Source organism: Streptomyces sp. NPDC057877 (assembly GCF_042796855.1).
Lineage (GTDB): Bacteria > Actinomycetota > Actinomycetes > Streptomycetales > Streptomycetaceae > Streptomyces.
Map to the genome: position 1 here is coordinate 750,032 of NZ_JBHVMS010000003.1, position 19,649 is coordinate 769,680.

General features: G+C 69.1%; 15 protein-coding genes and 5 tRNA genes. 11 read left to right on the top strand and 9 right to left on the bottom strand.

The genetic code is table 11. The features are described from left to right. Nucleotides 1-109: 109 nt before the first annotated feature. Nucleotides 110-316, top strand: a complete 207-nt coding sequence (gene bldC, locus ACFVQG_RS11250; protein ID WP_003949541.1) for a developmental transcriptional regulator BldC — start codon at nucleotides 110-112, stop codon at nucleotides 314-316. A gap of 480 nt (nucleotides 317-796) precedes the next feature. On the opposite strand, the gene ACFVQG_RS11255 is transcribed toward bldC, so the two are convergent. From ACFVQG_RS11255 to hrpA, 3 genes are all read right to left on the bottom strand, one after another. After that, nucleotides 797-991 (bottom strand): DUF6274 family protein, encoded by a 195-nt coding sequence (locus tag ACFVQG_RS11255; protein WP_383379563.1) that lies wholly within the window; start codon nucleotides 989-991, stop codon nucleotides 797-799. 310 nt (nucleotides 992-1,301) lie between these two features. Next, a tRNA-Asp gene (locus ACFVQG_RS11260) sits at nucleotides 1,302-1,379 on the bottom strand. Between the two features lie 94 nt (nucleotides 1,380-1,473). After that, nucleotides 1,474-5,418 carry an ATP-dependent RNA helicase HrpA gene (gene hrpA, locus ACFVQG_RS11265; protein WP_383379566.1) on the bottom strand — a complete coding sequence of 1,315 codons (3,945 nt, stop codon included), beginning with the start codon at nucleotides 5,416-5,418 and terminating at the stop codon, nucleotides 1,474-1,476. A gap of 614 nt (nucleotides 5,419-6,032) precedes the next feature. Here hrpA and ACFVQG_RS11270 point away from each other — a divergent pair. Beyond that, nucleotides 6,033-6,587: a GntR family transcriptional regulator gene (locus tag ACFVQG_RS11270; RefSeq protein WP_383379569.1), complete on the top strand. Its 555-nt coding sequence runs from the start codon at nucleotides 6,033-6,035 to the stop codon at nucleotides 6,585-6,587. Between the two features lie 175 nt (nucleotides 6,588-6,762). Beyond that, nucleotides 6,763-7,356, top strand: coding sequence for a DUF6082 family protein (locus ACFVQG_RS11275; RefSeq protein ID WP_383379803.1), 594 nt, complete (start codon nucleotides 6,763-6,765; stop codon nucleotides 7,354-7,356). A gap of 93 nt (nucleotides 7,357-7,449) precedes the next feature. Here the strand turns inward: ACFVQG_RS11275 and ACFVQG_RS11280 are convergent. From ACFVQG_RS11280 to ACFVQG_RS11295, 4 genes are all read right to left on the bottom strand, one after another. Beyond that, nucleotides 7,450-7,523, bottom strand: a tRNA-Phe gene (locus ACFVQG_RS11280). Nucleotides 7,524-7,547: 24 nt separating this feature from the next. Then, nucleotides 7,548-7,622 (bottom strand) — tRNA-Asp (locus tag ACFVQG_RS11285). A 35-nt stretch (nucleotides 7,623-7,657) separates the two neighbouring features. After that, a tRNA-Glu gene (locus ACFVQG_RS11290) sits at nucleotides 7,658-7,730 on the bottom strand. An 80-nt stretch (nucleotides 7,731-7,810) separates the two neighbouring features. Further along, entirely contained in the window at nucleotides 7,811-9,478 is a 1,668-nt protein-coding gene (locus ACFVQG_RS11295) for a metallophosphoesterase (RefSeq protein ID WP_383379572.1), read from the bottom strand. 137 nt (nucleotides 9,479-9,615) lie between these two features. Between ACFVQG_RS11295 and ACFVQG_RS11300 the strand changes: the two genes are divergently transcribed. The 6 genes from ACFVQG_RS11300 to ACFVQG_RS11325 all read left to right on the top strand — a co-directional run bounded on the left by ACFVQG_RS11300 (nucleotide 9,616) and on the right by ACFVQG_RS11325 (nucleotide 14,779). Continuing rightward, a complete protein-coding gene (locus ACFVQG_RS11300; RefSeq protein ID WP_383379574.1) occupies nucleotides 9,616-9,966 on the top strand; it encodes a metallopeptidase family protein in 351 nt (116 codons plus the stop codon). A 91-nt stretch (nucleotides 9,967-10,057) separates the two neighbouring features. Next, a complete protein-coding gene (locus ACFVQG_RS11305) occupies nucleotides 10,058-10,618 on the top strand; it encodes a hypothetical protein (RefSeq protein ID WP_383379577.1) in 561 nt (186 codons plus the stop codon). A gap of 227 nt (nucleotides 10,619-10,845) precedes the next feature. Further along, the gene (locus ACFVQG_RS11310) at nucleotides 10,846-13,059 is read left to right on the top strand and encodes a DEAD/DEAH box helicase (RefSeq protein ID WP_383379579.1); all 2,214 of its coding nucleotides are present in this window, start codon (nucleotides 10,846-10,848) and stop codon (nucleotides 13,057-13,059) included. Between the two features lie 174 nt (nucleotides 13,060-13,233). Next, nucleotides 13,234-13,306 (top strand) — tRNA-Lys (locus ACFVQG_RS11315). A 222-nt stretch (nucleotides 13,307-13,528) separates the two neighbouring features. Next, the gene (locus tag ACFVQG_RS11320; RefSeq protein ID WP_383379582.1) at nucleotides 13,529-13,867 is read left to right on the top strand and encodes a hypothetical protein; all 339 of its coding nucleotides are present in this window, start codon (nucleotides 13,529-13,531) and stop codon (nucleotides 13,865-13,867) included. A 402-nt stretch (nucleotides 13,868-14,269) separates the two neighbouring features. Next, a complete protein-coding gene (locus ACFVQG_RS11325; RefSeq protein ID WP_383379585.1) occupies nucleotides 14,270-14,779 on the top strand; it encodes a toll/interleukin-1 receptor domain-containing protein in 510 nt (169 codons plus the stop codon). A 700-nt stretch (nucleotides 14,780-15,479) separates the two neighbouring features. On the opposite strand, the gene xerC is transcribed toward ACFVQG_RS11325, so the two are convergent. Together xerC and ACFVQG_RS11335 are read right to left on the bottom strand one after the other, a co-directional pair. Continuing rightward, nucleotides 15,480-17,012, bottom strand: a complete 1,533-nt coding sequence (gene xerC / locus ACFVQG_RS11330; RefSeq protein WP_383379588.1) for a tyrosine recombinase XerC — start codon at nucleotides 17,010-17,012, stop codon at nucleotides 15,480-15,482. Further along, nucleotides 17,009-17,695, bottom strand: a complete 687-nt coding sequence (locus ACFVQG_RS11335) for a helix-turn-helix domain-containing protein (RefSeq protein WP_383379591.1) — start codon at nucleotides 17,693-17,695, stop codon at nucleotides 17,009-17,011. The genes xerC and ACFVQG_RS11335 overlap by 4 nt, the downstream gene beginning before the upstream one ends. Before the next feature lie 94 nt (nucleotides 17,696-17,789). Here ACFVQG_RS11335 and ACFVQG_RS11340 point away from each other — a divergent pair, with 94 nt between their 5' ends. Further along, a complete protein-coding gene (locus ACFVQG_RS11340; RefSeq protein ID WP_003999991.1) occupies nucleotides 17,790-18,020 on the top strand; it encodes a hypothetical protein in 231 nt (76 codons plus the stop codon). Between the two features lie 233 nt (nucleotides 18,021-18,253). After that, nucleotides 18,254-19,528 (top strand): DUF3631 domain-containing protein, encoded by a 1,275-nt coding sequence (locus ACFVQG_RS11345; RefSeq protein WP_383379594.1) that lies wholly within the window; start codon nucleotides 18,254-18,256, stop codon nucleotides 19,526-19,528. The last annotated feature ends 121 nt before the right edge of the window (nucleotides 19,529-19,649 follow it).

Sequence of the window (19,649 nt, forward strand, 5' to 3'; positions counted from 1 at the left end):
CGTCCTATAACCGACTCGACTCGCGTCCGCCATTTCGGGCAACGCGGGTCAAGGTGCAGAATTTAGAGGAAAGAACCGAGAAGGTTCGGTTCTCCCGAGGAGGCCGCTCATGACCGCTCGCACCCCTGATGCCGAGCCGCTGCTGACCCCGGCTGAGGTCGCCACCATGTTCCGCGTCGACCCGAAGACGGTCACGCGCTGGGCGAAGGCCGGCAAGCTCACGTCGATCCGCACGCTCGGCGGGCACCGCCGCTACCGCGAGGCGGAGGTCCGCGCTCTGCTCGCGGGCATCCCGCAGCAGCGCAGCGAGGCCTGAACAGGCCCTTAACGGGTCTGACGGGCCCTAACGGGCCCGAACAACTGAATACCCGGGCATAGCGGCAGGCCCCCAAATCTGCCCCGATGTCCGGAACCACAGCTCCAAGCGACGCGGGTCCTGCCCCAACAGGGCCCCCGCCCACAGTCGTCGGGCAAGTGACAGGGTGCGTCGTGGATCGCGCTGGACTCCGCCGGGTCCAGCGCGATCTTTTTTGTGCCCTGTGGTGGGGCCGTGGGGTGGGCGGGCGGTGCTCTGTGAGCGGCCTTGTCGGAGTCTGGGGGGTGTCTCTGCGTGACTGGTCAGGCTGGTGCAATTGCACATATTAAATTGACCAGTTGTAGGTGGGGTGTAAGTACCGCCACTTTCAAAACTTATGCGGTGACACCCGTCACATGCCACGGTACTTGTTGCCCCTGGCGTATGTGCGCTAATGGAGGCGCGGGTTCCATCCGCCCTTGTCTGCAAGGGCGTTGAGCCTCACCCGGTCGCGGAGGGCCGCTCGGCGCTCTCCTCGCCCTGGCCGCTCTCCGGGGCGCGGGGCGGGCTCTCCATCGCCAGCCGCAGCAGCTGGTGGCAGATAGGACAGTGCCGGGTGAGATGCCGGTACGACGACGCGGCCGCCAGGTGCGCGCGGAGCAGCGCCCGCGTCTCGTGCCTAGCCGATGCCGCCATACGCCACCTCCGCAGGCCCCACGGGCACGCAGCCCCTCACCTCTGGCGTACCGAGCGAATGTGACGGCGTCAAGGCCGGGTACGGGCCGTTGGGGTACGTGAGCGGGCCTGCGTCCGAAGTTCCGGGCTCGCTCGTGCCGGAGCCTGCTTCCCCTGGGTCGCGGGTTTCTCGTCGGGTGGGGGCGGTGCTGACGGATCGTGCTGTATCCGATCGCGGCTGCGCCGCGGGCGGCCTCCACCTGGACGGGGTGGCGAGGGGAGCATGACGAAGGCCCGCGCCTTGCGGGGCGCGGGCCTGCTGTGATGTTGCTGGCGGTCCTGACGGGATTTGAACCCGCGGCCTCCACCTTGACAGGGTGGCGAGCACTCCAAACTGCTCCACAGGACCAGGTTTCGCGGCGCCATTCGTGCGTTGCGCTGCGAGAAGAGACTCTACAGGAGGGTAGGCACCCTGGTCGAACTCACCCAGGGTGCGGGGGCCGTTACGGGACAGCCGCGTCGATCGCCTTCACGATCCGCTTGTCCGAGACGGGGTACGCCGTACCGAGGGCGTGGGCGAAGTAGCTGACCCGCAGCTCCTCGATCATCCAGCGGATGTCCAGGACCGCCGACGGCACCGGCCGCCCCTGCGGCAACTGCTCCAGCAGCCAGGCGTACTCGTCCTGCATCTCATGGACCTTCTGCATGCGCGTCGTGTCCCGCTGGACGTTCGTCGGCATCTGCTGGAGGCGCCGGTCCGCGGCCACCAGATAGCGCATCAGGTCCGGCAGCCGCCGCAGCCCCGTCGCCGTCACGAAGCCCGGCTTCACCAGGCCGTCCAGCTGCTTGCGCACGTCCGACAGGTTCGGCAGCAGCGCGGGGCTCCGTATGCCCTTCAGACGCCGCTCACAGGCCTGCCAGGCGGCGAGGACCTGCTGCACCTGGGCCACCGTACGGACCGTCGTGTCGACGATCTCGGCGCGGACCTTGTCGTAGAGCTTCCGGTAGGACTCCTCGTCCCACACCGGCCCCCCGAAGTCGGCGATCAGCCGGTCCGCGGCGGCCGTCGCGCAGTCCTCGAAGAGGGCCTGCACGGAGCCGTGCGGATTGGCGGACAGCGCGAGCTTCTGCGGGTTCGTCAGCCGGTCGCTCGCGAACTTGGCCGGATTGACCGGGATGTTGCGCAGGATCAGCCGCCGGGTGCCCCGCCACATCGCCTCGGCCTGCTCGGCCTCGGTGTCGAAGAGGAGTACGGAGACCGTGTCGCCGTCGTCGACGAGCGCGGGGTACGCCTTCACCGGCTGCCCGGCCCGACGGGTCTCGAAGACGCGTTCCAGGGTGCCGATGGTCCAGTCCGTGAGGCCCCGGCGCTCCAGGGACGGCCCGCCCTGCCGCTCGGCGGTCGCCGCGGCGGCCCGCGACAGGGCCTGGCGCGCCTTCGGCTTCAGGCGCAGCTTCAGCGCCTCCAGGTCCTTGTCCTCGGCCAGCTTGCGGCGCCGCTCGTCGATGATCCGGAAGGTGATCCGCAGATGCTCGGGGACCTTGGCCCAGTCGAAGTCGTCGGCCTCGAAGGGCACGCCGACCATCCGCTTCAGCTCGCGGGCCATGGTGACGGTCAGCGGCTCCTGAAGGGGCACCGCCTGGTCCAGGAACCGCTTGGCGAAGTTCGGCGCGGGCACGTAGTTGCGGCGGATCGGCTTCGGCAGGGAGCGGATCAGCTCGGTGACCACTTCCTCCCGCAGCCCCGGGATCTGCCAGTCGAAGCCCTCGTCGGTGACCTGGTTGAGCACCTGGAGCGGGATGTGCACGGTGACACCGTCGGCGTCCGCCCCCGGCTCGAACTGGTACGTCACCCGGAACTTGAGCCCGCCCTGGCGCCAGGAGTCCGGATAGTCGGCCTTGGTGACCGCCTCCGCCGACTCCCGGATCAGCATCTCCCGCTCGAAGTCCAGGAAGTCCGGCTGCTCGTGCCGCTTGTGCTTCCACCAGGAGTCGAAGTGCGCGCCGGAGACCACGTGTTCGGGAACCCGCTGGTCGTAGAAGTCGTAGAGCGTCTCGTCGTCGACGACGATGTCCCGGCGCCGGGCGCGGTGCTCCAGCTCCTCGACCTCGCTCAGGAGCCTGCGGTTGTCGGCGAAGAACTTGTGGTGCGTGCGCCAGTCGCCCTCGACCAGGGCGTTGCGGATGAACAGCTCGCGGCTGGCCTCCGGGTCGATGCGGCCGTAGTTGACCTTGCGCTGGGCGATGATCGGGACGCCGTAGAGCGTGACCTTCTCGTACGCCATCACGGCCGCCTGGTCCTTCTCCCAGTGCGGCTCCGAGTACGTGCGCTTCAGCAGGTGTCCCGCGAGCGGCTCGACCCACTCCGGTTCGATCTTCGCGTTGACCCGCGCCCACAGGCGGGAGGTCTCGACGAGTTCGGCGGACATCACGAACCGCGGCTGCTTCTTGAACAGGGCCGAGCCCGGGAAGATCGCGAACTTGGCGTTGCGCGCGCCCAGGTACTCGTTCTTGTTGCCGTCCTTCACGTCCTTCATGCCGATGTGCGAGAGCAGACCGGCGAGGAGGGAGACGTGCACGCTCTGGTCGGCCGCGTCGTCCTCGTTCGGATGGATGCCCATCTGCTTGGCGACCGTGCGCAGCTGCGTGTAGATGTCCTGCCATTCGCGAATGCGCAGGAAGTTCAGGTACTCCTGCTTGCACATCCGCCGGAAGGAGGACGAACCGCGCTCCTTCTGCTGCTCGCGGATGTACCGCCAGAGGTTGAGATAGGCGAGGAAGTCGCTGGTCTCGTCCCGGAAGCGGGCGTGCTGCTGGTCGGCCTGGGTCTGCTTGTCGGCGGGGCGCTCGCGCGGGTCCTGGATGGACAGCGCGGCGGCTATGACCATGACCTCGCGCGCACAGCCGTTCCTGTCCGCCTCCAGGACCATCCGGGCCAGCCGCGGGTCGACCGGCAGCTGGGCGAGCTTGCGCCCGGTGTCGGTGAGCCGCTTGCGCGGGTCCTTCTGGGCCGGGTCCAGCGCGCCCAGTTCCTGGAGCAGTTGCACACCGTCGCGGATGTTGCGGTGGTCCGGCGGATCGATGAACGGGAACTTCTCGATGTCGCCGAGCCCGGCCGCGGTCATCTGCAGGATGACGGAGGCGAGGTTCGTCCGCAGGATCTCGGCGTCCGTGAACTCCGGCCGGGCGAGGAAGTCCTCCTCGCTGTAGAGCCGGATGCAGATGCCGTCACTCGTCCGCCCGCAGCGGCCCTTGCGCTGGTTGGCGCTGGCCTGCGAGACCGGTTCGATGGGCAGGCGCTGCACCTTGGTGCGGTGGCTGTAGCGGCTGATACGGGCGAAGCCGGGGTCGATGACGTACTTGATGCCCGGGACGGTCAGCGAGGTCTCGGCGACGTTCGTGGCCAGAACGATCCTGCGACCGGTGTGCGGCTGGAAGACCCGGTGCTGCTCGGCGTGCGAGAGCCGCGCGTACAGCGGCAGCACCTCGGTGAACCGGAACTTCCTCTTGGTCAGCGCGTCGGCGGTGTCGCGGATCTCCCGCTCACCGGAGAGGAAGACGAGGATGTCACCCGGGCCCTCCCCCTGCAGCTCCTCCACCGCGTCGACGATCGCGGTGATCTGGTCCCGGTCGGCGTCGTCCCCGTCCTCCTCCAGCAACGGCCGGTACCGCACCTCCACCGGATACGTCCGCCCGCTGACCTCGATGATCGGCGCTTCTCCGAAGTGCCGGGAGAACCGCTCGGGATCGATGGTCGCGGAGGTGATGACGACCTTCAGGTCCGGCCGCTTCGGCAGCAACTGCGCCAGATACCCGAGCAGGAAGTCGATGTTCAGCGACCGCTCGTGGGCCTCGTCGATGATGATCGTGTCGTAGGCACGCAGCTCGCGGTCGGTCTGGATCTCCGCGAGCAGGATGCCGTCCGTCATCAGCTTGATGAAGGTGGCGTCCGGGTTCACCTGGTCGGTGAACCGCACCTTCCAGCCGACGGCCTCCCCGAGCGGCGTCCGCAGCTCCTCCGCCACCCGCTCGGCGACGGTCCGCGCGGCGATCCGGCGGGGCTGCGTGTGCCCGATCATGCCGCGCACACCCCGCCCCAGCTCCATGCAGATCTTCGGGATCTGCGTGGTCTTGCCGGACCCGGTCTCACCCGCGACGATCACCACCTGGTGATCACGGATGGCCTCGGCGATCGCCGCCTTCTTCTGGCTGACCGGCAACTGCTCGGGATAGGACACGGCGGGCACGCGCCCACGCCGCTCGTCCATCCGCGCCGAGGCCTTCTCGACCTCCGCCTCGATCTCGGCGAGCACGGCGGCCCGCGCCTCCGGCTTACGGATCTTCCGGGCACCCTCCAGCCTCCGCCCAAGCCGGTGCGCATCGCGCAGCGACAGCTCGGAGAGGCGGGGGGCGAGGGCGCCGAGGGCGGGGGCAGGGTGCGTAGACATACGGGTTCCAGGATCTCATCCCCGGGAAATCCGTGGCGAACGATTTGTCCGCGGCCACTTTCGGCGCCGTCTGGCCTGCTCCCGGCAGGGCTCGGATACGGCGGCCGTCCGCCTCACGGCGGGTCTGCCCGGGCAGACGCTCGCCAGCACGACCGCCGGTCCATGTCCCCAAGCTTGCAAGCACCCGGGGCGGGACCAGCGTAGGCAGCGGCGGACCGGAGGGGACAGCGGTTTTCGACGTTCCCGGGTCCAGCCCCGGAAACGTCGAAACCCCCGTCGAGAGATCAACGGGGGTTTCGCTGCGGTGGCTGGGGCCGGGGTCGAACCGGCGACCTTCCGCTTTTCAGGCCGTGTCTGGGGGATTGGGGGCCTGATCAGATGGGCCGTGGGTGATCTCGGTTGACTGCGGTTGTGTGCTGCTGTTGGCGTATGGGTTGGCGTACGCCGTGACGCAGAACACGGGGTGAGTTCCAGCAGGTCAGGTGAGTTCGAGGCCGCGCACGCTGCCCTCTCTGGCGTCCTCAGCAAGATTCGTAGCGCTTCCGTGATGCGGATACTCGACATGTCTGCGCCAAGCTGGTACGTGGAACCACCCTAGGGAAGTGAGGAGCTTGATGGCGGAGACCGCCAGGGAGATCGCTGACGAACTGCGGGAGCGCATTCGTTCGGGCGAGCTGCGTCCCGGCGCCCGACTTCCGGGGGAGCCGACGCTGGTCAAGGGCTATGGGGTGGCCAAGGAGACGGCCCGACGGGCTTTGACTCTGCTGGTGACGGAAGGGCTGGCCGTTCGCCGGAAGGGCAGCGGTACGTACGTCCGGGAGTTCCAGCCGATTCGACGGGTGGCCAACGAGCGGCTTTCGCAGGAGCGATGGGGTGGCGGCCGATCCATCTGGAGTGCTGACGCCGGTCAGCGCCCCATGAGTGTGACCGACCTGCGTGTCTATGAGGCACCGGCCCCGGATCACGTTGCACAGATTCTCGACTTGCTGGATGCCCCGAAATGGGGCTCATCTGGCGTGCGCGCCCCCCTCGGCACAGCCCCAGCGGGCCGTGCTGCGCAGCAGATCGTCGGTCACAGCGACATCGGGGTGACCATGAAGGGCTACGCCCACGCATCGCTGGACGAACAGCGGAAGGCGCTCCGGCGGCTCGGGGACACCCTGTCCTGACCTCGGGGGTCCCGGTACCTACTGGTGCCGGGACCTGTCACCAGGACGGCACGCGCTGTCAGGATGTCCATTGGCCAACAAGCGTGACCACGTGGGGGGAGACATGGCTCGATCGAGCAGACGCGTCGGGGGCCTCTTGGCGGGTGGAAGCTATATCGCACTGCTGCTTGCCCTGATGGCAGCTTTGCTCAGCACACCGTTTCTACTTCGAGCGCTAGCACCTGAGCGAACTGACTGGTCAGAGTTGAGCGACATCAGTCAGACGTATGGGGCTGTCTCCGTAGTGGTCTCCACTTTGGCGTTGGCCGGTGTTGTTGCGTCGCTGGCGTACCAGGCACGGCAGACGCGGGTGGCTCAGGAGGAGGCCGCGCGGGCTGCCCACAGAGAGTTGGTCATGTACTCGCTGAACGATCCCTCTTTGCTCACGTGCTGGGAACCTCCACGAGACCGGATAACAGAGGAGGAGTACAGGCGACGCGCGTTCACAAACCTGATCTTTTCGAGGTGGGCGAACTCGTTCGTGCTGGGACGCACGACGGAAGATCAGGCGAGAGGGCTCTTGTTGCAGCACTTCCGTGGGCAGACGGCTCGCGCGCACTGGGAGCAAGCTCGTTCGGGGTGGATCCGCCAAGCCGAGGCAGGGCTCAACCGCCGCGCACGTCGGTTTGCTCGCATTGCGGAGGAGTGCTACCAAGCGTCGGTCGTTGCTGGCCCTGCGGTTGCAGTCAATGAGTACTTCGAGTCTGAGATCACAGCTTCAGCCGACTGATCTAGCTCGTTGGCGTACGGGTGGGCGTAGCCGACACGAAAACAGCCCCTCCGGGTGATCTCGGAGGGGCTGTCTACCCTGCTAGGGCTGCGGTGGCTGGGGCCGGGGTCGAACCGGCGACCTTCCGCTTTTCAGGCGGACGCTCGTACCAACTGAGCTACCCAGCCACGAGGTTTCACGTGAAACCTCAGCGGTCCTGACGGGATTTGAACCCGCGGCCTCCACCTTGACAGGGTGGCGAGCACTCCAAACTGCTCCACAGGACCAGGCGACGTACGACAGTGTCGCACACCGTACTGCGTGCCCCCAACGGGATTCGAACCCGTGCTACCGCCTTGAAAGGGCGGCGTCCTAGGCCGCTAGACGATGAGGGCTATCGGCCCGCCTGGGCGCTTCTCAGCGCGTCGGGGACGTGAGAAGCATATGGGATGGCGGGAGGTATCGCCAAAACGGTTTACGGGGAGGGGGAGGACGGGGCCGTCGGGGGAGCGGTCGGGGTGTCGTTCGGGGTGTCGTTCGGGGTGCCTGTGGGGGATTCCGTCGGGGCCCCGGAAGCGGAGTCGGTGGTGGACGCGGTGGCGGACTCCGTGGTGAAGGGGGACGGCGACTGGGTGGCCCCCGGGCTGTTCTCCTCCGGTAGGTGGCGGCTGACCTCGGCCGTCGTCAGGCCCAGGCCGCCCAGTTCGATCTCGTCCCAGGCCTGGAGGCGGCGGGTGTCGCGGTCGAAGTAGAGGATCGACGCCTCGATGGGGTCGGGGTGCTCGCCCTCCACCGCGCGCAGACCGCTGCCGCCCGTCGAACCCTCGATGCGCAGCCGGGTGCCGTAGGGGAGGACCTCCATCTCGTCGTGGTGGAGGTGCCCGGCGAGGACCAGCGGGACCTCGCCGTCCGTCCCCCGGGCCGCGGACGGCTCGTGGGCGATGGCGACGTCCACCGGCCTGCCCTTCGCCCGGTGATCGCGCAGGGCGGACGCGAGGCGGGCCCCGGCCAGCTCCTGGGACGCCTCGGCACCGGTCCGGGCCGAGCGGTCGGGGGTGAACTGGGGGTCGCCGATGCCCGCGAACCGCAGCCCGGCGACGGTCTCGGCGCGGCCGTCGTCGAGGACGTGCACGTTCTTCAGACCCTCCAGGTACTCCTGGGTGACCCGCGAGTCGTGGTTGCCGCGGACCCAGACGTAGGGGGCGCCTAGGTCCTCGATCGGGTCGAGGAAGCCGTTCTCGGCGGCCGTGCCGTGGTCCATGGTGTCGCCGGAGTCGACGATCACGTTCACCTCGTACTGCTCCACCAGCGAGGCGATGATCTTCCAGCTCGCCGGGTTGAGGTGGATGTCGGACACGTGCAGGACCCGGATGGTGGACGGGTCGGGCGCGTACGCGGGGAGCGTGGACGTGGCGTCGTAGAGCTTGGTGACGTTGGTGACCAGGCGGGCGAGTTCCTTCTGGTAGACGTCGAACTCGGTGACGATGCTGCGGGCGTTGCCGACCAGGGACGGGGCCGAGGAGAGCAGGCCGGAGAACTTCGGTTCCAGGACGGACTTGGGGTTCCAGGTGGCGTACGCCGTGGCGCCGGAGGCGGCCAGGAGCGTGAGCGCGAGGCCGCCTGCCGCGAGGGCGCGGCGGGGGCGCCGGTAGACCGCGAGGCCGAGGGCGGCGGCACCGGTGACGACGGCGACGGTGGAGCGTACGGCGAGGTCGAGGGTGCCGTGTCCGACGTCGCGGGTGACCTCGTCCTGGAGGCCGGAGAGGCGCTCGGGGTGGTCGACCAGGGCCTGGGAGCGGACGGGGTCGAGCTGGTCGACGTTGACGTCCAGGCGGACGGGGGCGACGTGGCTGTCCAGGTGGAGGGCGCCCAGCGGGGAGACGTTGATCTTCGTGCCGCCGGTGAGGGACGGCCGTAGCGTCATGGTCGTGTCCATCGGGCCGACCGGCGTGCGTACGTTGCCGACGATCAGCAGGCCCAGCCAGGCCCCGACGAGGACGACCATGACCAGACCGAGCCCGCGGGCCCAAGGGTTGGGCCGGGCGGCGAGTTCGAGCGCGGGCAGCGCGGGGCGGCGGCGGGACCGGCGGAGTCGGTTCAGTGTGTGCAGGGCGTTCAGGACTGCGGCTGGGACGCGGGCCATTGGTGCCGTATGCCCAAGTGCGTGGGGCGCTATGCGGGGGTGTGCGGCTTCCGGGTGGGTCGCGGGTCCTCGACAGCGGCTCATACGGCGGCCCGGTGGCGGCCCGTACGGGCTTGTCGTACCGGACAATGGGGTTCGTGCTGGAGATGACGCGCGAGGAGTTCGAGGAACTGGTCGCCGAGGCGCTGGACCGGATTCCGCCGGAGCTGACACGGCTGATGGACAACGTCGCGGTGTTCGTCGAGGACGAACCGCCGAGCGACGACCCCGAGCTGCTCGGGCTCTACGAGGGGACCCCGCTGACCGAGCGCGGCGAGTGGTACGCCGGGGTGCTGCCGGACCGGATCACCATCTACCGGGGGCCGACGCTGCGGTTCTGCGAGTCGCGGGAGGACGTCGTCGCGGAGACGGAGATCACCGTGGTGCACGAGATCGCGCACCACTTCGGGATCGACGACGCGCGGCTGCACTCCCTCGGCTACGGCTGAGCCCCGGCGGGCGCCGCGCGTGTCCTCTTGTGGGCGGCGGGAGTTGGGCAGGTTGACTCCTTCTCCCGCTCCGCTTCCGGAGGTGGCCCCCGTGCGCCCCTTGTACGTTCCCGCCCGCCTGGCCGCCACCGTCGTGGCCGTCGTCGCCGCCGCAGGTTGCATGAGCGTGGGTGACGGCGAAGGCGGCCGGGCCCACCCGTCGCACTCGACGGGTGAGCGGGGAGGTGCGGCGTCCGGAGGCGGTACGGCGGTCTCCGGCGACGGGGCCGGATACGGCGAGGTCGCGGGGGACTCCGCCAAGGACGGCCGGGGCAAGGGCAAGGACGGGGCGGAGGGCAAGGGGAAGCGCGGCGAGGACGGCGACAGCGGGGCCGGGTCGTCCACCGCGCCCTCCGCGGCACCGTCGGCGAGCGCGTCGGCGCCGGGCGGCGGGCCAGGGCGGCACACGCCCCGGCCGGGGGAGCCCGAACCGACCGGTGGGGATCCCGAGCCGACCCGGACCACCTCGGCGCCGGAGCCGCCGCAGTCGCCCGAGCCGACGCGGTCGCCGGAGCCGACGGCGACCGCCGAACCGTCGTCGTCGGCGCACGAGGACACGGGGCCGCAGCTGGCGCAGCGGGAGCCCGCCCCGGCGGCGGGGTCGCCGGTGTAGCGGCGGCAGGGCGCCTGCCTGCGCTTTTGGGCGCGGTTTGCCTTTTGGGGGTGAGGGTGCGTATGGTGGTAGATCGTTTGATCCCATTTGCCCGGCGCCAACGCAGAGCGCGCCGTGTGGCGCGTACTCTCCTTTGCCGTGGCTGACCGCATCGAGGCGGTTCGTATCGCGAAATCACGGAGTTGACGGGCGCGTGCCGATGAGACTCCGGAAGGTTTCGCAGACGTATGTCTTTCGCCAGTACCGATCATGCCGTCATGCCCGAGGGCACCCAGGACGCCGAGAGCGTTCAGGACACCCAGGACACCCAGGACACTGACGTCGAGCAGGCCCCCGAGATCACGTTCGCCGGTCTCGGGCTGCCCGAGGGCGTCGTGCGCAAGCTCGCGCAGAACGGCGTGACCAGCCCCTTCCCCATCCAGGCCGCGACCATTCCGGACGCCCTGCTCGGGAAGGACATCCTCGGCCGGGGCCGTACCGGCTCCGGCAAGACCCTCTCCTTCGGTCTGCCGACCCTGGCCACGCTGGCCGGTGGGCACACCGAGAAGCGCAAGCCGCGCGCGGTCATCCTCACGCCGACGCGTGAGCTGGCCATGCAGGTGGCCGACGCCCTCCAGCCGTACGGCGACGTCCTCGGCCTGAAGATGAAGGTCGTCTGCGGCGGCACCTCGATGGGCAACCAGATCTACGCCCTGGAGCGCGGCGTGGACATCCTCGTCGCCACGCCCGGCCGACTCCGCGACATCATCAACCGCGGCGCCTGCTCGCTCGAGGACGTCCAGATCGCCGTGCTCGACGAGGCCGACCAGATGTCCGACCTGGGCTTCCTGCCCGAGGTGACGGAGCTGCTCGACCAGGTCCCGGCGGGCGGTCAGCGCATGCTGTTCTCCGCCACCATGGAGAACGAGATCAAGACCCTCGTCGACCGGTACCTCAAGGACCCGGTCAGCCACGAGGTGGACGCGGCGCAGGGCGCGGTGACGACCATGTCGCACCACATCCTCATCGTGAAGCCCAAGGACAAGGCGCCGGTCACCGCCGCCATCGCCTCCCGCAAGGGCCGCACCATCATCTTCGTCCGCACCCAGCTCGGCGCCGACCGCGTCGCCGAGCAGCTTCGCGACGCCGGTGCCAAGGCCGACGCGCTGCACGGCGGAATGACCCAGGGCGCGCGCACCCGGACGCTGGCCGACTTCAAGGACGGGTACGTCAACGTCCTCGTCGCCACGGACGTCGCCGCCCGAGGTATCCACGTGGACGGCATCGACCTCGTGCTGAACGTCGACCCGGCCGGTGACCACAAGGACTACCTGCACCGCGCGGGCCGCACCGCGCGTGCCGGACGCACCGGCACGGTCGTCTCGCTGGCCCTGCCCCACCAGCGCCGTCAGATCTTCCGGCTGATGGAGGACGCGGGCGTCGACGCCTCGCGCCACATCATCCAGGGCGCGGGCGCCTTCGACCCCGAGGTGGCCGACATCACCGGCGCCCGGTCGATGACCGAGGTGCAGGCGGAGTCCGCGGGCAACGCCGCCCAGCAGGCCGAGCGCGAGGTCGCCCACCTCACCAAGCAGTTGGAGCGCGCCCAGCGGCGCGCCACCGAGCTGCGCGAGGAGGCCGACCGGCTGGTCGCCCGGGTCGCCCGCGAGCGCGGGGAGGACCCGGAGGCGGCGGTGGCCGCGGCCCAGGTCGAGCAGGAGAGCGTGACGCAGGCCGCCGCTGTGGCGGTGCCGGAGCAGCCGGTGGCGCAGGACGTGGACCGGGCCGAGCGGACCGAGCGGACCGAGCGGTCCGAGCGGCGTGAGGGCGACCGTGGCGGCTTCCGTCGCGACGACCGCCGCCCCTACGACCGGGACCGCGACCGCGACCGGGACCGTGGTGGCCGTTCGTTCGAGCGCCGTGACGGTGACCGTGGCGGCTTCCGCCGTGACGACCGTGAGGGCGACCGTCCCGGCTTCCGCCGCGACGACCGCCGTGACGACCGTGGCGGTGACCGTGGTGGGCGTTCCTTCGAGCGTCGCGACGACCGCCGCCCGTTCGACCGCGACCGTGACCGGGACCGTGGTGGCCGTTCGTTCGAGCGCCGTGACGGTGACCGTGGCGGCTTCCGCCGTGACGACCGTGAGGGCGACCGTCCCGGCTTCCGCCGCGACGACCGCCGTGACGACCGCCGCCCGTTCGACCGGGACCGGGACCGCGACCGCGACCGTGGTGGCCGTTCCTTCGAGCGCCGTGACGGTGACCGCCCCGGCTTCCGCCGCGACGACCGTACGGGCCACCGAGGCAGCGACCGCCCCTTCAACCGCGACCGCCAGGGCGACCGCCCCGGCTTCCGCACCGGCGGCCACGAGCGCCCGTACGGCCGCCGTGACGACCACCGCGGCAACGGCTCCTCCTTCGGCCGCCGCGAGGACAAGCCGCGCTGGAAGCGCAACGGCTGACGCCCTCGCTCGTGAGCGAAACGCCGTGGCCCCCGTTCACCAGGACGGGGGCCACGGCGTTTGCCGTGCAGGGGGTTGCCGACGCCTCCGGCCGCCACGAGCGACGCCGTGTCTCCGATACCCGATCGGAGACACGGCGTCCTCGGGCTATGCTCGGGGAGGCAACATCGCCTGGGGCCCTTAGCTCAATTGGCAGAGCAGTGGACTTTTAATCCATTGGTTGTGGGTTCGAGTCCCACAGGGCCTACCGATGGCGGGGGAGGGAAACAGCCTCTGACCTGCTACGTAGCGTCCGGGTCGGCTTCGGCTGGCTCGGGCGCTGTCTCATTTTCGGGCCCGTGCGTGAGCGATGCGTGAGCGGATGTGCCCGTGACGGCTGTTTGCCTGGTGAGCGTGGTGCCGAGGAACAGAGGTGGCCGGAGGGAGCCATCCCAAATTGGCCCCCCATGACCCGCGCTACCCTCGCGCCATGACGTCACGACCCCCCTTCCATCCCGACGACGGCCGACCTCGCTATGTCGGGCCAGCCACGGTCGTCTTCCCTGATGGCAAGGAGGTCTCTGTCATCGCGTCGCTCGTACTGCGTCTGGACCCCTCGACGGTGGAGAACTTCAGCTACGACCGTCACAGCACCTGGGCAGGGAGCGTCACCCTCGTGCGCGACGAAGAGGGTGTCGACCTGTTCGATGCGGTGCCTGGAATCCTTCGCATGCCCGACGGACGCGAGAGCGAGTTCATAGCCACCGGAGGCGGCTCCGGCGAGAGCGGCTGTTCCGGGCTGGGGCCTGCTCCCTTCCATTCGGCCTGACTGCACAGGTCGCCGCTCCACACCGAGGTCCGTCGGCCGCATGTAAGACACAGCCGCGGTGCATGTGAGCGGCCTCGGCTGTCTCTACCCCTCGGAGAATCGCAACCTGCCGGAATGTAGTGGCGACCCGGGGCTACGCGTAAACGAGATGGCTCCAGGGGGCGCGTGGACTACCGTGTAGTTATGAGTCGTTGTACAGCCCCGCGCCGGGGGCATCGGACCGCCAGCGGACGTGCGGCGTGCCCCGCGTGCAGCGGCGGAGGCAACGGGTACTCATCGTCCCGGTCTTACTACCCGCCACCGGCTTACACGTCTCGGAGCAGTGGCGGGGGTGGCGCGACCAGTAGTGGCGGCTCCAGTAGCGGCAGAATGCGGGCGCCCTGGTCACCGAGCACCTCGTCCGTGACTTACACGCCTGCCGAGGTGAAGGGGCTGACTCCTGTTCGCGACGCCGCAGTGTTGCGCGCGCGTCAACAGCCAGACCTTCGCGATGTCTTCCTCTGCCATGCATGGGATGACCGACGCGGTGCTGCCAGGGAGTTGTGCGACCTGCTGGAAGCAGAGGGCGTGTCGGTCTGGTTCAGCGAGAAGGACATCGCGCTCGGCCTACCGTTCATGCGGGAAATCGACAGGGGCCTGGCGAGGTCGCGTACGGGTCTCGTCCTGGTCACCCCTGCGCTACTGACACGCCTCGAGCGCGGTGGCGTCTCTGACAAGGAGCTCTCGGAGCTCCTTGCACGTGACCTGCTGCTCCCTGTCGTGCACGAGACGACCTACGGCGAACTCCGGAACATCAGCCCTCTGCTTGCATCCCGAAACGGGTTGGATACGGCGGAGGATTCGATGGCAGTAGTTGCCACCAAGATCGCCGAACTGGTCTCCGTTGAGGACGACCAGCTAGTAGTGGACTAGGCGTCCGGCGGCGTGCCCTGGGAAGACATCGCGACCTTTTCCACTGCTGCGCTCAGCGCGATCGCGACAGCCGGCGCCTGGCTGGCCGCCCGCCGGTCTGCGGCCACGGCGGAGACGCTGACCCGTATCGAACGAGATCGGCGGCACGAAGAGCGGCGGCCCCAGCTGGAATTGAGGATGGAGAACCGGTCCCAGGACCATTCCATGCTCAACGTGCACCTGGCGGCCCCGACGAGTTGGGGGTGGTCGAGTTCGTGAGCATTCGTGTCGATGATGACGACAAGAATCGCAGCAATCTGACACCCGGCAGAGTGACCGCGGAGGACATCTCGAACCACGTCTGGGGTCCGTTCAGGTTTACGCCTCGCGTGAACGAGGCCGACGAGCACGGTCGTACCCTCGGCTCGTTCGCCCTGCGCGTGGGTCGGGGCCACCCGTTCCAGATGGAGCGGACCAGGCCCGGCCACTGGATGGAGGGTAAGACGATGGAATCCTGGCAGGACGAGTACCGTGGTCACCCCGTTCGACTGGTCATTACCTGTCGCGTCGGGGACGAGGAGTGGGTACTTGCCCGGCGACTCCCCAACGAGCCCTACCAATAGCTGGCCCGGACCGCAATCAAATCCACCGACGGAGCGGGTGGTCTGTGGCTGGCGTAGTTGCCTAGGCAACCGTGGTCAGAACCCACTAGCGCCTTTAGTCACTCTGTGGCAGACGAATCGGTGGTTGCCGGACGTGACCGGGGGACCAGCTTCGCTGCCTTCTCGGCGATTTCACGGTCCAGCTCGGGGAGCAGGCTCGTGTACGTGTCCGAGGTCAGCGTGATGGTGGAGTGCCGCAGGGTCTCTTTCACAGCGTGGATGTCGCCGCCACCTCCGTGCGTGAGCGTCGCGGCGACGTGGCGTAGGTCCCGCAGGGTGATGGGCGGCAGGTCAGTCGTGGCGAGGATGCGGCGGAAGGTCTCGGAGACCGTCCCGGGGTGGAGCCACGAGCCGTCTTCCTTCGTGAAGACCTTGCCGGTGTCCTGCCAGGCTTCGTCCCACTCCGCGCGCTCCTTCTCCTGGCGGGCTTTGTGGTCGCGCAGTTCGGAGATGGTCGTGCTGTCGAGCGCGATCGTGTTGGCGCTGCCGTCCGTCTTGGGCTCGGATTCGTAGGGGTCCCAGCCGTCCACCACGATCTCCTTGGCGGGCGTGATGAGGCCGGCGTCGAGGTCGATCTCGTGCCAGTCCTGGCCGACCGCCTCGCCGCGACGGAGGCCGCGAGTACCCATGAGGTGGAAGATCGCGTACAGGCGGTCGCCCTCGGCTGCGTCGAGGAAGGCGCCGAACTGCTGCGGGGTCCACACCATCACGGGGCCGGGGATCTCACCCGTCTCGCGCCAGCGCCGGACTCGTTCATCGGTCCAGAGAAGTGGCTTCGGGCGCTTGCCGGACTCCAACTCGACGTGGGACGCCGGGTTGAAGGTGATGAGCTGCTGGGCGATCGCCGAGTTCAGGGCCGCACGCAAGGTTCGGCGTATCGCCTGACGGGATGCTGGGCCGGTGATCTTCCGGAACGGCTTCATCTCCGCCAGCTTGGCCCGCTCGACCGCGAGCAGCTTCCGCTCGGCTCCTACGGGGCGGCCGGGCTTGCTCGGTTTGCAGCGGGCGATCTGTTCGCGGCGGGCCTCGTTCTCGGCCGCGATGACCTCGTTGTCGTCGGCGATCCCGTCGAACATCTCCACCAAGTGGCCGACGTTGAGGCGGTTGAGGCGTACGTGGCCGATGCGCGGCTTCAGGTGGACGCGGATGTGGGACGCGTAGCCGTTGAGCGTGGTCTTGCGGCGCTTCTTCGCGGCGAACCACTGGTCGAGCCACTCACCGACGGTGAGGCTGCCGCGGAGGGCTAGGCCCGCCCTCAGGCGGCGTCGGGTCTCCTCGATGGCCGGGAGCGGAGCCTTCTCGACCGCGACCTCCTCCAGCATGTCGACGAGGCGCTGAAGACTGTCGGGGTCGTCCTTCTCCGCGAGGGCGAGCAGAGACCGGACGTGGTCGAGGTCGGCCTGCGCGTCCTTGAGGGACTCGTAGCCGGCGCGGCTAAAGGAGCGGCGGGTGCCGTCTTCGCGGGGCGGGAGTTCCTGGCGTATGGAGTACGAGCCGTGCTTGCGGCTGGAGAGCTTGGGGCACTTTTTGCCGAGCGGTTTGCCGGTGTGGGGGTCGCGGCAGTAGCAACGGCGGTGAGTGGAACCCTTCAAAGATCGTTCTCCTCGGTGGTACTGGGGTCGGTCTCGGGTGGGTCGACGTCGGCGAGTTCCGGTGGCAGGTGCGGTGGGGTGCCGCCGTCTTCGCGGATGAAGGCGCGGGCGCTGCGGAGCCGATACTTGGCTTCCAACGCCCTTTCTGCGTAGTCGGCTTGGGCGAGTGCGGCTTCCTCGCGTTCTGCCCGGTTGGGTGCCGTCTCGGCCTTCCAGCGCTCGTGCTTCTCGCCCTTCAGGGCGGCCAGGGCGGCGCGCTGGTGGCGGACGTGGGCACGGAAGGAACGGAGCATGTCGTCTTCCAAGCCGAAGTCCTCGCTGTCACCGGTGAACCAGCGCATGGCATCCCAGGTCGGTTCGGAGTGCTGAAGGGGAAGGCGCTGGACTCGGTCGACGTAGCCGACGGGGTAGAGCAGGCAAATCGGGTAGGTCCGCAGGGCTTCGGCGAGGACGATGACGTCGACCAGGGGCAGGTTGGCTCGGCGGCCGGATTCCATGTTGGCGATCACGTTGCGCGGGATCGGGTGCCCGATCTCCTCACAGCGGTCCGCCAGGTCCTGGGCGCTCATCCCTAGCTCCTTCCTTCGTCTGCGGACTTCGGCGGCCACGGTGGCCATCACCTGGTCCACCCACTCCGGGACGTCGTCCTCGTCCCCTCCAGCATCCCAACCATGTTGTGTCATGAAGACACATTAACTTCCCTAGCGTTGATTCCATGGCTTGGAGACGAGCGCGATTGCCGTGTTCGCCGAGGGCTCAGTCATGGATGGAGCGCGTATGCGCGAGAACGAACTCGCCGGCCGAGTGAAGGGCATGAGCCGCGAGGAGCTGCTGGAGCTTCCCGCCGCCGTTGACCTGGAGACGGGTAATCGGGCGCTGGGGCTCGGGCGGAGCAAGGGGTACGAGCTGGCGAAGCGCGGCCAGTACCCGTGCAAGGTGCTGCGGCTGGGCAACGCCTACCGGGTGGTGACCGCCGACCTGCTGGCTCTGCTGGGCCTGGCCGCGTGAGAGCGGGGAGTCATAGCAGCCCGTTCTGCGCTGAGCTGACACAGAAATGCTGGACTGTTGCCGGGTGTGGACGTACGGTCCGTGTTCCCTCGCGATGGCCTGGCGCCCGCGAGAAAGGGGTGGGCCCCCGGCGGTGCAACGCCGGAGGCCCGAGCAACCCCGAACGGCCCTGGAAGAACCAACCCGGCGGCAAGGGCGTGCGAGCCCGCCACCGCCAGACGAGGAGCTGCCGAGTGCAACCCGAGAACCCCGAGTCCTATTCCGCCCCAGCGCAAGCTGTCTGGCCTGCAGCGGCCATCCCCGGCCGACCCGGCGCCCACGTGCGCGCCGCGCAGGCTGACGGCGCCGACGAGGCGGAGACGCCGAGCGGCCTGGAGGCGATACCCGATGCGGAACCGACCCACGGCTCCAAACTGCTGGATGAACTGCGTGCGCAGATCGCCCAGTTCGTGATCCCACCCGCGCAGGAGGCCCTGGACGCGATCACCCTGTGGGTGGCGGCGACGCACCTACAGCCCGCGTGGCAGCACGCCCCGCGCCTTGCGGTGGTGGGTCCGGCGAAGCGGTGTGGCAAGTCGCGTCTCCTCGACGTGCTGACCGAGACGGTCCACGAACCGATGCTCACCATCAACACCACACCGGCGGCCATCTTCCGATCGATCACCGAGGAGAACCCGCCCACGCTCCTGGTGGACGAGGCCGACACCATCTTCGGCACACCGAAGATGGCTGAGAAGAACGAGGAGATGCGCGGCCTGCTCAACGCAGGCCACCAGCGCAACCGGTACGTCACCCGGGTCGTCGGCAACGACCACACCCCGCACCGCTTCGCTACGTTCGCCATGGCGGCCATCGCGGGGATCGGCGACCTGCCCGACACGGTCATGGACCGGGCAGTGGTGATCCGTATGCGGCGCCGGGCCGAGGGCGAGAAGGTCAAGCCGTTCCGGTCGCGGCGTGACATCCCGGCCCTGAATGAGTTGCGCGACCGTCTGCACGCGTGGGCCAGGCCGCTGCTGGACGAGGCCGCGGACCTGGAGCCGGACATGCCGGTCGAGGACCGCGCCGCGGACACCTGGGAACCTCTGGTCATCGTCGCTGACCTGGCCGGTGGCTGCTGGCCCCGGCTGGCGCGGGTTGCCTGTGCGCGGATGGTCGCCGCCGAAGAGGCGGCCGAGGAGGACCACCCCAGCGGTGCGCGGATCCTCGCCGACATCCGCCGGGTCTTCGTCGCCCAGCGCGAGGTGGACAGCCTGTCCACCGAGGAACTCCTCCACCACCTGCGCCAGGACCCCGAGGCGCCATGGGCGGAATGGGGACGCGGCGGGCTGGACGCCCGTGAACTGGGCAGGATGCTGCGCGCGTACGAGATCAAGTCCGGCAACGTGCGCATGGCCGACCGGACCCAGCGCAAGGGCTACATGCGCAACAAATTCCTCGACGCCTGGCGCCGGTACTGCCCCGCCGTCCACCCCGTCGACGCCGACATCACTCGCGGCGAGGGCTGAGGCCCTCTCCCGGTTGCCGTACCTGCCGTCCCTGCCGTGATCTCGCAGGTCAAAGGGCATGCAGCCAAGACGGGAACCGGGGCCAAGACGGCACCGCGATCGACCATCGCAGCCCGCCGCC